The organism is Bacillus sp. FAU20, from assembly GCF_056033865.1.
Window position 1 is genome coordinate 1,316,525 of the sequence record NZ_JBVYHY010000003.1, and the last position, 12,711, is coordinate 1,329,235.

At 36.7% G+C, this 12,711-nt stretch carries 12 protein-coding genes; 9 read left to right on the forward strand and 3 right to left on the reverse strand.

The annotated features are described in order from the left end of the window. The first annotated feature begins 240 nt into the window (after positions 1-240). Both AC0OM3_RS07135 and AC0OM3_RS07140 read left to right on the forward strand, forming a co-directional pair. Complete coding sequence (locus AC0OM3_RS07135) at positions 241-1,893, forward strand: putative polysaccharide biosynthesis protein (protein ID WP_001284031.1); 1,653 nt, start codon at positions 241-243, stop codon at positions 1,891-1,893. 41 nt (positions 1,894-1,934) lie between these two features. Continuing rightward, positions 1,935-2,663 carry a pseudouridine synthase gene (locus tag AC0OM3_RS07140; RefSeq protein ID WP_474211209.1) on the forward strand — a complete coding sequence of 243 codons (729 nt, stop codon included), beginning with the start codon at positions 1,935-1,937 and terminating at the stop codon, positions 2,661-2,663. 80 nt (positions 2,664-2,743) lie between these two features. Here the strand turns inward: AC0OM3_RS07140 and AC0OM3_RS07145 are convergent, their stop codons facing one another. Next, entirely contained in the window at positions 2,744-2,965 is a 222-nt protein-coding gene (locus AC0OM3_RS07145) for a DeoR family transcriptional regulator (RefSeq protein ID WP_000805512.1), read from the reverse strand. A 357-nt stretch (positions 2,966-3,322) separates the two neighbouring features. Between AC0OM3_RS07145 and pepV the strand changes: the two genes are divergently transcribed. The 4 genes from pepV (at position 3,323) to AC0OM3_RS07165 (ending at position 8,756) form a co-directional block, all read left to right on the forward strand. Further along, positions 3,323-4,729, forward strand: a complete 1,407-nt coding sequence (gene pepV / locus AC0OM3_RS07150; protein WP_001274248.1) for a dipeptidase PepV — start codon at positions 3,323-3,325, stop codon at positions 4,727-4,729. A 103-nt stretch (positions 4,730-4,832) separates the two neighbouring features. Continuing rightward, positions 4,833-5,378 carry an RNA 2',3'-cyclic phosphodiesterase gene (gene thpR / locus AC0OM3_RS07155; protein WP_000418983.1) on the forward strand — a complete coding sequence of 182 codons (546 nt, stop codon included), beginning with the start codon at positions 4,833-4,835 and terminating at the stop codon, positions 5,376-5,378. 211 nt (positions 5,379-5,589) lie between these two features. Further along, positions 5,590-7,731: a type I pullulanase gene (gene pulA, locus AC0OM3_RS07160; RefSeq protein WP_000921760.1), complete on the forward strand. Its 2,142-nt coding sequence runs from the start codon at positions 5,590-5,592 to the stop codon at positions 7,729-7,731. A gap of 227 nt (positions 7,732-7,958) precedes the next feature. Beyond that, a complete protein-coding gene (locus tag AC0OM3_RS07165; protein ID WP_001986674.1) occupies positions 7,959-8,756 on the forward strand; it encodes a phosphotransferase family protein in 798 nt (265 codons plus the stop codon). A gap of 3 nt (positions 8,757-8,759) precedes the next feature. Here the strand turns inward: AC0OM3_RS07165 and AC0OM3_RS07170 are convergent, their stop codons facing one another. Then, the gene (locus tag AC0OM3_RS07170) at positions 8,760-9,038 is read right to left on the reverse strand and encodes a YtzH-like family protein (RefSeq protein ID WP_001122234.1); all 279 of its coding nucleotides are present in this window, start codon (positions 9,036-9,038) and stop codon (positions 8,760-8,762) included. Between the two features lie 228 nt (positions 9,039-9,266). Between AC0OM3_RS07170 and trmB the strand changes: the two genes are divergently transcribed. Next, on the forward strand, positions 9,267-9,920 hold the full coding sequence (trmB, locus tag AC0OM3_RS07175; RefSeq protein WP_001239385.1) for a tRNA (guanosine(46)-N7)-methyltransferase TrmB: 654 nt from the start codon (positions 9,267-9,269) through the stop codon (positions 9,918-9,920). A 69-nt stretch (positions 9,921-9,989) separates the two neighbouring features. After that, positions 9,990-10,844, forward strand: a complete 855-nt coding sequence (locus AC0OM3_RS07180) for a YtnP family quorum-quenching lactonase (protein WP_000436850.1) — start codon at positions 9,990-9,992, stop codon at positions 10,842-10,844. A 238-nt stretch (positions 10,845-11,082) separates the two neighbouring features. On the opposite strand, the gene AC0OM3_RS07185 is transcribed toward AC0OM3_RS07180, so the two are convergent. Beyond that, complete coding sequence (locus tag AC0OM3_RS07185; protein ID WP_474211210.1) at positions 11,083-11,394, reverse strand: PepSY domain-containing protein; 312 nt, start codon at positions 11,392-11,394, stop codon at positions 11,083-11,085. Between the two features lie 148 nt (positions 11,395-11,542). Between AC0OM3_RS07185 and AC0OM3_RS07190 the strand changes: the two genes are divergently transcribed. Next, on the forward strand, positions 11,543-12,616 hold the full coding sequence (locus AC0OM3_RS07190) for a M42 family metallopeptidase (RefSeq protein WP_001031508.1): 1,074 nt from the start codon (positions 11,543-11,545) through the stop codon (positions 12,614-12,616). Positions 12,617-12,711 lie beyond the last annotated feature (95 nt).

Genomic DNA, 12,711 nt, shown 5'->3' on the forward strand with positions numbered 1-12,711 from the left:
CTTAAAAGAAAAATAGAGTGAAGTACTGCTTAATGAGAGAATTGTGGTACAATACAAAAGTTAGAGTTCAGTACTATCCTGCCATTTGTAGGTGATAAGACTAAAACCTCAAGATTTAGGAGAAGTAAATAGGGAGTTTGTTAGCCTGTAAATGCTCGAATGGTTCAACTAATAAGGAGTAGGAGAGAAGTCTCCAACTAATTATAGTTTCACTTTATGTAGATGTAGGAGGATTTTTGTATGTCCGATTCGAAATTTCTGCGCGGAACGCTTATTGTTACGCTAGGGACATTTTTAGTAAAGTTCTTAGGCATGATTTACGTCTTTCCGTTTCATGCATTAGTAGGAACAGAAGGCGGAACGCTCTATACATATGGATACATTCCATATACGATCTTTTTAAGTATCGCAACGGCAGGTGTGCCACTTGCTGTTTCAAAATTTGTTTCCAAATATAATGCGCTTGGCGATTATAAAACGAGCCGGAGAATGTTCCGCTCGGGAATGGTTATGATGATAGTAACAGGAGTTCTTTCGTTCCTAGTACTGTACATGACGGCGCCATTGTTTGCAGAAGCGATGCTTGGTAAACAAAGTATACACAATAATGTAGGAGAAGTTACGACGATCATTCGTCTTGTAAGTTTCGCACTTATTGTTGTACCAGCAGCGAGTTTAATTCGTGGTTATTTCCAAGGTCACCAGTCTATGGGACCAACTACCGTTTCACAAATTATTGAACAAATTATTCGTATCGTCTTTTTATTAGCAGGTAGTTTTATCGTTATTAAAGTACTTGGCGGTACAGTTGCAACAGCAGTTGGAGTAGCGACATTTGCTGCGTTCGTTTCAGCGGTTGGAGCACTCGGAGTGTTAATTTGGTACTGGTTAAAACGTAAAAAATATTTGGATCAATATTTAATTGAACAAACTGTACCAGAGTCAACAGTAAGCACCGTTCAATTGTTTAAAGAATTATTTGCATATGCGATTCCTTACGTTGTAATTGGGTTAACAATTCCTTTATATCAACAAATTGATACATTGACATTTAACTCAATTATGCAGGCGATTGGTCAAGGTGATATCGCAGAGCGAGCCCTCGGTATTTTCACAATGTGGACGCATAAGTTAATTATGATTCCTGTATCACTTGCGACAGCGTTTAGTTTAACGCTTGTACCAGCAATTACAAAATCATTTACTGAAAAACAATACCGCTATTTGAAATTACAAATTACACAAACATTCCAGGCGAATATGTTTTTAACATTGCCAGCAGTTGTCGGTATTTCTTCACTGGCATATCCAATTTATACTGCGTTTTACGATTCAGATCCACTAGGTGGACAAGTATTAATGTGGTATGCACCAGTTGCGTTGTTATTCGCTTTATTTACAGTAACAGCGGCAATCCTGCAAGGTATTAACCAGCAGAAGCATGCGATTATTGCGCTTATAATGGGCGTTATTTTGAAATTTGTATGTAACGTAATCTTTATTCGTTATTTCGGTACAGTAGGAGCAATTCTAGCGACAGCAGTTGGTTTCTTAGCTTCTGTTTGGTACACAAATCAACAAATTAAAAAATACGCACACTATTCATTCGGTGTTGTATATAAAAGAACATTCCAAATTGCAGTACTGACACTTATAATGGTCGTTACTGTAAAACTATCACAATGGATTCTATCCTTCATGATTTCGCCTGATGGCCGTATTGGTGCTCTTATAACAGTTGCGATTTGTGCAGGTATTGGCGGTTTTGTTTATGGATTGTTAGCAATTCGCACAGGAGTACTTGAAAGAGTATTTGGCGGAGAAGCATTAGATAAAATTCAACGTAAACTTGGTAGTAGATTTAAAATAAAGTTGAAATCAAGAGGGGCGTAATTACGTCCCCTTTTCTATGATAAATAAAGAAGGTGAAAAACGTGAGATTAGATAAATTATTAGCGAATATGGGATATGGAAGTAGAAAAGAAGTAAAGAAATTATTGAAAGATGGCGTTGTGAAAATTGATGGAACGCCAGTAAAAGATGCAAAAGTTCATGTAAATGTAGAAGAGCAAGAAGTTATGATTCACGGTGAAGTTGTGGAATACAAAGAGTTTGTTTACTTAATGATGCATAAACCACAAGGTGTTATTTCAGCGACGGAAGATGATAATCATGAAACAGTAATAGATTTATTAGAATTAGAAGATGCTATCTTTGATCCGTTCCCAGTTGGACGACTTGATATCGATACGGAAGGTTTCTTATTGATAACAAATGATGGGAAGTTATCGCATCAATTATTATCTCCGAAAAAGCATGTGCCGAAAAAATATTATGCACACGTTGCAGGAGTAGTAACAGAAGAGGATGTAAAAGAGTTTGCTAAAGGTGTTATTTTAGACGATGGCTATGAAACAAAGCCAGGTGCACTTACAATATTGAAAAGCGATGATATTTCTGAAATTGAGCTTGTGATTACGGAAGGGAAATTCCATCAAGTGAAGCGTATGTTTGAAGCGGTAGGGAAAAAAGTAGTCTACCTAAAGAGAACAGAGATGGGTCCGTTAGTATTAGATGAGGAACTAGAACTTGGACAATACCGAGAGCTAACAGATGAAGAAGTAGAAATTTTAAAAACATATCAAGTAGATACTGAAAAGTAGTACCTTTATAGGCGCAGAAAAGACCCCTTTCTAATTATTAGAAAGGGGTATGTATTTATTTACCATACAATTATTTTTCGTTATGAGGTCATTCTCACTTTCTTTCCTGTTGTTGTCCACTTACCGCGGCAAGGGCTATACACGAGTTCATTAAACTGCAACACATTTAGATCACGTTGTATCGTTCGCGGTGTGATCCCGAACTCATCTACAAGGTCTTTCGTCGTTACCGTTCCGTTTTCATTGATGTACATATAAATTGATTTAATGCGTGTTAGCATACGAGTAGTTGTAGGTTTCAAGAGAAAACCACTCCTCTACTAGTTTTTTTGACCCCATTCAGGAAAGAAGGTCGTTACTACCATTGTACTCTACATGATAAAATTCATGCTTTAATCTACTTAAATTTTACAGAAATTTAACAAATATTCATATAGAAAAATATTGGTAGTTGACATTGTATATATGGTCAGTCAACTAACACATAAAATTCTACGTAAAACGCCAAATTCCTGCAAATTTTTTTAGAAAAATAAAAGAAAAACTAATGAGAAATATCTGAAATATTACAATTGTTCGGCATTTGATTTTCGTGTATGGCATAAGAGATTTCGGTTTGTTATGATTAAAGAAACAATATAGTGAAGGGTGGATGCGTGATGTCAGCAATTAATTGGACAGAAGAAGTTGCAAAACGAAAAGATGATTTAATTCGTGATACACAACAATTTTTACAAATTAAAAGTGTATGGGAAGAAGAGTCAGCGAAAGAGGGCGCACCATTCGGTGAAGGTGTAGAAAAAGCTTTATCTTTCATGTTACATAAAGGAGAAAATGAAGGTTTTACTTCTAAAAATTTAGAAGGATATGCAGGTCATCTTGAAATGGGACAAGGAGAAGAGTTAGTAGGTATTCTTTGTCACGTTGACGTTGTACCAGAAGGAGATGGCTGGACAACTCCTGCATATAGTGCAGATATTCGCGACGGAAAGATTTTTGCGCGTGGTGCAATTGACGATAAAGGTCCAACGATGGCAGCATATTATGCGATGAAAATTGTGAAAGAATTAGACTTACCTCTTTCAAAACGTGTTCGTATGATTATAGGAACAGATGAGGAAAGCAATTGGAAATGTGTAGATCACTACTTTAAAAATGAAGAAATGCCAACGATTGGTTTTGCACCAGATGCAGACTTTCCAATTATTAATGCAGAAAAAGGAATTTCTGATATACAAGTTGTGCAAAATGGTAGTGAAGAGAAAAAAGGTACATATGAACTTGTTTCATTTGATTCAGGGCGCCGTTTAAATATGGTCCCTGATTTTGCAGAAGCGGTTATTACAGGAGAAGATGTAAATGCACTTACAGTAGCATATGAAGAGTATTTACAAACTGCTAAAAAAATAGGGAAATCGACTATAGAAGGAAATACAGTGAAGTTGCAAATAGAAGGAATTTCAGCGCACGGATCTACTCCTGAAAAAGGAGAAAATGCAGGTTTATTATTAGCAAACTTCTTAACTACAGTTTCACTTGATGGAAAAGCAACTGCATTTGCGACATTTGCAACAGAAACATTTACTGGTGATATTTTTGGTGAAAAAGCTACTATTGCTTATAAAGATGAAATTAGCGGTCCGTTAACAGTGAATGTCGGTCGCATTTCTTATACGAAAGAAAACGGTGGTAACTTAGGGCTAAACGTACGTTACCCAGTTACAACTAACTTTGAAGAAACAATTGTGAAGTTGAAAGAATATGTTGGTACGCATGGTTTTGAAGTGGCTGACTATTCTAATTCTCGCCCACATCACGTCGATAAAAATCACGTATTAATCCGTACGTTACAACGTGTGTATGAAGAACAAACGGGTGAAAAACCAGAACTATTAGCAATCGGCGGCGGTACTTATGCTCGTTCATTAAAAGCTGGTGTGGCATTTGGTCCGCTGTTCCCTGGAAAAGAAGAACTTGCGCATCAAAAAGATGAGTATATCGAAATTGAAGACTTATTAAAAGCAACAGCAATTTACGCGCAAGCAATTCATGAATTAGCGAAGTAATGGATATATAAATAATGTCCGCTCTCTATTTTGGAGAGCGGCTTCTTTTTACCTGAATGAGATAAGAAAGAAAAGCAACAATAGAAAGAAGGAGAAGATGTACATGGAACTGCATTATTTTGTCGCAATTACGTTACCGAATCATATAAAAGAAATGCTGTCTAACTATAAAGAGGACATGCAAGAGGAATTGCAATTTCGTTCATGGGTACATAAAGAAGACTATCATATTACCCTTTCATTTTTAGGGAGTGCAACGGAGGAACAGTTAGAGGGAATAAAGAATGGATTACAAACAATTGCAGAAACAAAAGAACTATCGTTCACGTTACAAGGTTTTTCAACGTTTGGTAGGGAAGATCAGCCCCGTATTTTTTGGGCGAAGGTAAGTGAAAATCACGATTTGTTTCAGTTGCAAAAGCAAATACATGCCATTTGTGAAGAAAATGGATTTTCTCTAGAAACACGCCCGTATCACCCGCATATTACCGTTGCTCGTAAATGGATAGGAGAAGAAAAGTTCGATTTAGAACTTATAAAAGAAGTGCCTAAAATATCATTTCAAGCAGATACAATTACTTTATACGAATCCCACGTGAAAGAAACCCCGAAGTATAAATCGATTGCTGAAATAAAATTACAAAAATAGAATGTTGAAAACGTTTTTTATGCAGGTGAATATACTATAGAGAAGAATGGAGTTACTGTATAGAGTCTTGTTGATAAGAAAAGTCTTATCATTTGCAGCTCATTTTATCTCGCCTAATTGGTGAAGGCTAATAATAAGTGAGGATCGAAAAGTTTTCTCGCTCATTAAAGTTTCACTTTATTTTAACTTTGAGAATGATGGTGATTTTTTTATGTTGAAAGTAAAACGTCCATTTGATGCCTATTTAGATGAAATGAATAAAATTACAATTTTGCTCCCACATGCGTATGGAACAAGTCGGACATTTCGTTTGCAAGAAGGAAGTAATGTGAAAGATTTACCGATTGCTCATACTATTGCGCTTCCAGATGCAACGAAGTATGAGTGCTTTATAGAAGAGCCGCTAGATGTGGGGAAGTATTATACAGTACGAGATGAACGGAATGAAGAAACTGATTTACAAATAGGTGCTGTTATTCGAACGACAATTTTCGATGAAAAGTATTATTACGAAGGTACAGATTTAGGTGCTGTGTATCAAAAAGAAGAAACGACATTTAAAGTATGGGCCCCAACTGCAAGGCTTGCGAAAGTAAGAATTTATAAGAGTGATAAAGAATATATCGATCATGAAATGTACAGGGGAGAAAACGGAGTTTGGATTCAAACATTACAAGGTGATTTAGACGGAGCACGCTATACATTTCTTGTTTGTATTAATTTAATATGGAACGAAGCTGTGGATCCTTATGCAAAGTCGGTGACGGTAAACGGAAAACACGGTGTTGTTATCGATTTAGAAAAAACGAATGTAACAAGACGAGAGGGATTACCAACATTACAATCAATGACAGATGCCATATTGTATGAACTGCATATTCGTGATGCGACTATACATCAAAATAGTGGAGTAATTCAAAAGGGAACATATAAAGGATTGATGGAGGATGGAACAACAGGACGGAACGGGGCGTTAACAGGGTTGTCTCATATAAAAGATTTAGGTGTTACACATGTTGAACTATTACCTTTATATTGTTTCGGTGGTGTAGATGAGGCGAATCCTTCATCCGCCTATAATTGGGGATATAATCCATTATATTACAATGCACCAACAGGATTTTATGCTACAAACCCCTCTGATCCGTATAACAGGATAGTTGAGTGTAAACAACTAATCGAAACATTTCATGAACAAGGTATTAGGGTGATTATAGATGTTGTATATAATCATGTTTATGAAAGAGAGCTATCATCATTTGAGAAGCTTGTTCCAGGATATTATTTTCGTCATGGTGAAGATGGTATGCCTTCTAATGGGACGGGAGTTGGAAATGATATAGCATCTGAACGGAAAATGATGAGGAAATTCATTGTAGAGTCTATTTTATATTGGCTTACTGAATACAATGTCGATGGATTCCGATTCGACTTAATGGGAATTTTAGATGTTGATACAATGAATATGATAGAAAAAGAAGTGCGAAACATAAAACGAGATGCTTTGTTATTAGGGGAAGGATGGGATTTACAAACACCGCTTCCTGCCAAAGAAAAAGCAACGTTAAATAATGCGAAGAAAATGCCACATATCGCGCAGTTTAATGATCAATTTCGTGATGGGATAAAAGGGAGTACATTTCATATAAATAAGCGTGGTTTTGCATTTGGTGGGCATGTAGACTGTAACCATTTGCAGTATATTGCAGCAGGAAGTCTTTTAAGTATGAAAGAAACGGGGCTGTTTCTAGAGCCGGCGCAAAGCATTAACTATGTAGAATGTCATGATAATATGACGATGTGGGATAAACTAGTGCGCAGTAATGAAGAATCAGAAGCGATTTTGAAAAAACGTCACCTGTTGGCGAGCGCGATGGTTATTCTTTCACAAGGCATTCCTTTCTTACACGCAGGGCAGGAGTTTTATCGTACGAAGAAAGGAAATGAAAATAGTTATAATGCAAATGATGAGATCAATCAATTAGATTGGGATCAAAAAGAGAAAGAGATAGAGACCGTTAACTATATAAAAGGTTTAATTGCGATTCGTAAAGAGCATGGGGCATTCCGATTACAAAACGCAGATCTTATAAAAAAACATATGACTTTTTTACAAACATCTACAGAAGTACTTGCATATCATCTAGAGCATGCAGAATCGTTTGGGCCGTGGAAAGAGATTGTCGTCTTATTTAATAGCTGTTTAGAAGCCAAAACTGTGCAGCTTCCGAAAGAAGCAACGTGGCATGTGTTAGTAAACGAAAACGAAGCGAAAATAGAGCCAATTTCTTCATTTAGAGGAAAGGAACTTAAGCTGGCTCCAATTAGCACGTATATATTGACGATAATGTGACAAATCGCTACTTGACGATGAGAATGTAATAAATGTAGAATTGACAAAGGTGACGATTTTGATAAGTTGTCATTCTATGACAGGTTTTGTAAAATAAAATAGAGGATTTTTGGCTTAGGCTAATTTTTCTTTTCATTTACAGTAAAATATATGAATCCACAACATATGTAGAAATGTTGCGGTTTTTCTTTTCATAACTATAAAAGATAAGGATTTGTTAACGGGTAATGAATATGGAATGGTTGGAACAATTATTAGGAAAAGAGTGGAGTCTTGTACCGGCTGGTGGAGTAACGGGCGATGCATATATTGCGCAAAACGGACAACAGAAGTTATTTTTAAAGCGGAATACATCGCCCTTTTTAGCGGTATTGTCAGCAGAAGGAATTGTTCCAAAATTACTTTGGACAAGAAGGGTAACGAATGGTGATGTAATTTCTGCTCAAAAATGGCTTCCGGGACAGAAGCTAGAGCCAGAGGATATGAAACTAGAACGTGTTGCGAAACTTTTGAAGAAAATACACTCCTCTAAAGCGCTTGTACAGATGATTCAAAGACTTGGGAAGCAGCCGCTTCACGCACAAGAGTTATTACAACAGCTGCAACTCGTTTTAAGAGGAGATATAAGGGATGATGAAACAATTCAGCAAGGCCTTCAATATTTAATGGATTCATTAAAAGCTATTGAATACAATGAATTCGTTGTATGCCATTGTGATGTAAACCATAACAACTGGCTATTGTCGGATGAAGATGAGTTGTTTTTAATTGATTGGGATGGAGCTGTAATTGCTGACCCAGCTCTAGACCTCGGTATGTTATTATATTGGTACATTCCGCGCCAGGAGTGGAGTGAGTGGCTCGGTTATTATGATATTGAAATGGATGAATCGCTGCTTAGGCGTATGAGATGGTATGTGATAGCACAAACGATTTTGTCTATTCAATGGCACACAACAAAAAAGCAGCAAGCAGAAGCTGAATATTGGCATCAATATTTACAGCAACTACTTGCTTCAGAATAATACTTAAGAAAAATTGTCCATTCCAGCAATCCACTGAGTAAGTTGTTCTTGATTATTGGAAATATGGTTGTCCAAATTAGAGGAAGATTTACCCGATTGACTATAAGAATATACATCGTTTAGCATTGCTTTAGCGTCACTACTTATATTATCGTTTGCGAGTAACGATTGAATGAGGCGCTCTAATTGCTCGCATTCTGAAACTGTCCCGCAACAATCACTTTGGTGGTTGACTAAAATATCTTTCAGCACTTCTAATTGATGTTGTTGATTAATTGGCATGAACGGATCATCCTTTCGATTGTTTTTCTCTTCAAATGTAAGAGAAAAAGCTGTTTCGTCATGGAATGTTTAATGCTGTATGTAGTTTTTATCAAAATGGTACATCTTATACTTGAAAGAAACGGACCGAGTGCTCGTACGTACTTGGTTTTTTGTTTGGTAGATTGATTAAAAAAGAAAGAAGGAATTATTCCTTTAAAATAGCTATGTAAAGAGAGGGAAACATCTATGCGTTTAAGACATAAACCGTATGCAATGGATCGAATTAATGAATATTCACATATCGTAATCGGAAACCCAGAGGAGCGCGCTGGTAGCTGGAAAGAAGTATTTGGAAACGAACAACCAATTCACATTGAAGTAGGTACAGGTCGTGGCCGCTTCATGTATGATATGGCAAAAGCGAATCCACATATTAATTATATTGGAATTGAAAAATTCACAAGTGTTGTTGTAGATGCACTTGATAAATTAATTGAAGAAGAATTACCAAACTTAAAGTTAATTAATAAAGATGCTGAAGATTTAACAGTTTTCTTTGCGAAAGGTGAAATTGATCGCGTTTATTTAAACTTCTCAGATCCATGGCCAAAGAAACGTCATACGAAGCGTCGTTTAACGTATAAAACATTTTTACGTAATTACGAAGAAGTATTAGTAGAAGGCGGAGAAATTCATTTCAAAACAGATAACCAAGGTCTATTTGAATATTCTCTTATGAGTATGGCTGAGTATGGTATGTTACTAACGTACTTAAGCTTAGATCTTCATAACAGCGACTTTGAAGGTAACATCATGACTGAATACGAAGAGAAATTCTCTAGTAAAGGTCATCGTATTTACCGAGTTGAAGCAAAATATCGTACAGAGCCTATGCAGTAATGCATAGGTTTTTTTACAGCTAAAATAATCAGAATTTTATGTTAAGATTAATTGAAAGGGGGATGTGTAATGGAACAGTTACAAATTGGAGATATAAAAGTAACGTGGTTAAAAGGCGGGAATACACATTTAGATGGAGGAGCAATGTTTGGTGTTGTGCCGAAAGTACTTTGGTCACGTAAATATAAACATAATGACACAAATCATATTTATTTACGAACAGATCCGTTACTTTTGCAAACGAAAGACGGAAATATGCTCATTGATTCCGGGATAGGAAACGGTAAGTTGAATGAGAAGATGAAACGAAATCAAGGTGTAACAGAAGAATCATCGGTTTATGAATCATTAGAAAAATTAGGATTAAAGCCTGAAGATATCGACTACGTCTTGATGACACATCTTCATTTTGATCATGCATCTGGTCTAACAAAATGGGAAGATGATCACCTTGTACCAGCATTTCCAAATGCGAAAGTTTACGTAAGTGAAACAGAATGGAATGAAATGAGGAATCCAAACATTAGATCACGTAATACATATTGGAAGGAAAATTGGGAGCCAATTGTAGATCAAGTTGTTACGTTCCAGCAAGAAATAGAAATTACAGATGAAATCAAGATGGCGCATACGGGTGGTCATAGTGATGGACATGCAGTTATCACTTTGGAGAGTCAAGGGGAGACGATGCTACACTTAGCAGATCTATTGCCGACGCACGCGCATCAAAATGTATTATGGGTAATGGCATACGATGATTATCCTATGACCTCGATTGAAAATAAGCAAAAGTGGATGAAGTATGGTGCTGAAAAAGATGCTTGGTTTACGTTTTATCATGACGCGTATTATCGCGCTGTGAAGTGGAATGAGGAAGGGCATATTGTAGAAAAGATAGAGAGAAAAACGAGTATAGAAGCATAGAAAGAGGAGGTTGTTCCATCATATTTATTGGAGCAGCTTCTTTTTTATTGTCGGGTTTTGTCGGTAAGTCGATATAATTGGGAAATCGCCGATATAATTTGAGTTGCGCCGATATAATTGAGGAATCGCTGATATAAAACGAGTTGCGCCGATATATTCGAAAAATCGCTGATATAATTTTAATCAATAGCCGCAATTTCAAAAAAATAAGAGGTTCACCTAATGGGAACCCTCCTTTTTATGCTGCTATAACCTCTAAAACAGTACCTGTTTTAGCATCAACTAAAAATTCAAATCGTTCTTGTATATCATCTAACATTGTTGTAAGACCGCCGCGATAAACTTCATATGCGACATCATATTTTTCAAATGTCTCTGGAACCATATGTACCCAAGAGCCAGTAATTTCACCTTTATGACTTAATGCTTGTTTCACCATTTTCAATGCTTTTTCTGAAGAAATATGGGATTGTTCTTGTACTTTGTTTGCAACGAGACAACCAGCTGCGAACCCAACGCCAAGACCTACTACTAAACCTTTCCAGCTCATATATTCACCTCAATTCTATAAAATAAAAATAGTGTACCGATAATAATTATAAAGCAAATACAGCCAAAAAAGAAGAAACTAGAAACATTTCGAAAATTTCGTTACAATAAAAGAGGTATTCTACTAAGGTTTGAAAGAAGGGGACTTCGTGAATAAAGAGACATTACAATTATTTCGTACGTTAACAGAATTACAAGGTGCATCAGGTTTTGAACATGATGTACGCCGTTTTATGAAACAAGAATTAAGCAAATATGCGGATGAAATTGTACAAGACGGTTTAGGTAGCGTATTTGGTCTGAAAAAAGGGGACGAAACTGGCCCGCGTGTTCTTGTAGCAGGTCATATGGATGAAGTAGGTTTCATGATTACGCAAATTACGAAAAACGGAATGCTTCGTTTTCAAACGTTAGGCGGATGGTGGAGTCAAGTTCTATTAGCACAGCGTGTACAAGTTATGACGAAGAATGGTCCTGTTATTGGGGTTGTTGGTTCTATTCCTCCTCATTTATTAAGTGACGCGCAACGTGCAAAACCGATGGATATAAAAAATATGTTAATTGATATAGGTGCAGATAGTTATGAAGATGCGATTGAAATTGGTGTAAAACCAGGACAACAAATCGTGCCGATTTGCCCATTCACGCCGATGGCAAACGAAAAGAAAATTATGGCGAAAGCTTGGGACAACCGTTACGGATGTGGCCTTGCAATCGAATTGTTAAAAGAATTAAAAGATGAAACATTACCAAACACATTATACTCTGGTGCTACTGTACAAGAAGAAGTAGGTCTCCGCGGAGCGCAAACAGCTGCCAATATGATTCAACCAGACATTTTTTATGCGCTTGATGCAAGTCCAGCAAACGATGCATCTGGTGACAAAACGCAGTTCGGTCAATTAGGAAAAGGTGCTCTTCTTCGTATTTATGATCGCACGATGGTAACACATAGAGGAATGCGCGAATTCATTTTAGATACAGCAGAAACAAACAACATTCCGTACCAATACTTTATTTCACAAGGTGGTACAGATGCGGGCCGTGTACATACAAGTAACTCTGGTATCCCATCAGCAGTAATTGGTGTTTGTGCACGCTACATCCATACACATGCTTCAATTTTACATGTTGATGATTATGCAGCGGCGAAAGAATTAATTACGAAGCTTGTAAGAACAACAGATAAAACGACGTTAGAGACAATTAAGAATAACGCGTAGAGAGAAGGGCTGAAGAGCCTTTCTTTTTTTGGCTTGAATAGATGACCCATCCATGTGTGGGAGCGGTCAGTGCCTAATTGGTGCTCGCATGATGT

Excerpts from the sequence above, each read along its gene's own strand:
- AC0OM3_RS07180 (WP_000436850.1), top strand. The coding sequence starts at position 9,990 with ATGGAACAGTTACAAATTGGAGATATAAAAGTAACGTGGTTAAAAGGC.
- AC0OM3_RS07135 (WP_001284031.1), top strand. The coding sequence starts at position 241 with ATGTCCGATTCGAAATTTCTGCGCGGAACGCTTATTGTTACGCTAGGG.
- AC0OM3_RS07165 (WP_001986674.1), top strand. The coding sequence starts at position 7,959 with ATGAATATGGAATGGTTGGAACAATTATTAGGAAAAGAGTGGAGTCTT.
- pepV (WP_001274248.1), top strand. The coding sequence starts at position 3,323 with ATGTCAGCAATTAATTGGACAGAAGAAGTTGCAAAACGAAAAGATGAT.
- pulA (WP_000921760.1), top strand. The coding sequence starts at position 5,590 with ATGTTGAAAGTAAAACGTCCATTTGATGCCTATTTAGATGAAATGAAT.
- trmB (WP_001239385.1), top strand. The coding sequence starts at position 9,267 with ATGCGTTTAAGACATAAACCGTATGCAATGGATCGAATTAATGAATAT.
- thpR (WP_000418983.1), top strand. The coding sequence starts at position 4,833 with ATGGAACTGCATTATTTTGTCGCAATTACGTTACCGAATCATATAAAA.
- AC0OM3_RS07185 (WP_474211210.1), bottom strand. The coding sequence starts at position 11,394 with ATGAGCTGGAAAGGTTTAGTAGTAGGTCTTGGCGTTGGGTTCGCAGCT.
- AC0OM3_RS07170 (WP_001122234.1), bottom strand. The coding sequence starts at position 9,038 with ATGCCAATTAATCAACAACATCAATTAGAAGTGCTGAAAGATATTTTA.